Origin of the sequence: Pseudooceanicola sediminis, assembly GCF_003575965.1 — a bacterium.
GTDB classification, from domain to species: domain Bacteria; phylum Pseudomonadota; class Alphaproteobacteria; order Rhodobacterales; family Rhodobacteraceae; genus Pseudooceanicola; species Pseudooceanicola sediminis.
The window spans coordinates 1-1,136 of sequence record NZ_QWJJ01000049.1; the positions used below are offsets into that span (position 1 = coordinate 1).

Here is a 1,136-nt window from a genome sequence, read left to right on the forward strand (position 1 = left end):
CATCGAAAGAATGGACGTCTTCCGAGACGATGGCGCGGATCGCGCCGGGCAGTGTGCTGTCGAGGGCCGTCTCTGTCACAGCCTGAATCATGGTGCCTTGAACAACCGTGTTCGATGGGTTCGCGATCACTTCGGCACGTGTCACCTGTGCTGGTTGCGCGCCCGAACGAACAAAGGCTTCATCTGCATTCAGACGCGCGGCTTCCAGCGTATTCTCCCTATCCGCACCCGCGCCCATCCCGGAGAACGCGATCATAGGAGACGCGATGCGCTCTGCGCGGGCCTCAGCTTCGGCTGCGCGCCGCCTTTCGAGTTCGGCCAGCCGCAATTCTTCTTCACTTGGTCCCAATGAGCTCGGCTCTGGTGGTACAAGCCGTGCAAGCTCCAAGTCCATGCGGAGCTGATTCAATTCGCGATCCCGCTCGGTCAGTTGCCGCTCGAGGGCACGCTGCGCCTCGGCGGATGCTTCCTGTAAGGTGGCAATTTGCGCCGTCAGGTCGGCAATAGCCTGCTCCGCCCCGCTATCCGCGGCCTCGGCCGGTCTTGCGCGCAGTTCCTCGAGTTCCGCTCTCAATGTCGCAAGACTTTCCATCAGCGCGAGTTCCGACTCGCTCGGACCTGTGTCCGCAGGCGGGGCTTGGCTGGGCTCCGGGGCAGAAATCAGCGCCAGATCTCCGAATCCGGGGCCGCTGCTCTGGAACTCTTCCGGCGCGGCGGTCGCCATTGGCGCTTCTGCCGACGGCTGCAGGGCAGCCCATGCCAGACCGCCTGCTGCCGCGATGCCGACGACCCCAAGGATCGCGGCAAGCGGCGCAGGCCGCTTGCTTGCCTTCGCTTTGCCTGTCGAGCCTTCGAGAGCCGCGAGGCGCGCGGCGAGGTCTTCCGTACCTTCGGTCATGATGTGGCCTGTCCTGCGTCCTGGACGCAAACCACCTCTTCGCCAAGTCGAAGGACCCATTGTCGGTTGACGCCGGACACGCGGATGACGCCGTCACTCAAGGCTTGGCTGTTCACCGCGCGTTCCCTGCCGTTCGAATAACGGAAGATGGCGGGCACCGGCGCATTCCGTGCGAACCGGAAATACGTGAAGGTACCATCATCCCAGATGGCCGTCGGCGTGAACTCTTCTCGGGCGC

General features: G+C 63.9%; 2 protein-coding genes. Both read right to left on the minus strand.

Annotated elements, in window-relative coordinates:
* The coding region (locus tag DL237_RS20410) for a conjugal transfer protein (protein ID WP_119400803.1) at nucleotides 1-898 on the minus strand (898 nt) is incomplete at its 3' end.
* Nucleotides 895-1,136, minus strand: a 242-nt coding sequence (locus DL237_RS20415) for a TrbG/VirB9 family P-type conjugative transfer protein (protein WP_158585701.1), incomplete at its 5' end; no start/stop codon positions are given. The genes DL237_RS20410 and DL237_RS20415, both read right to left, overlap by 4 nt.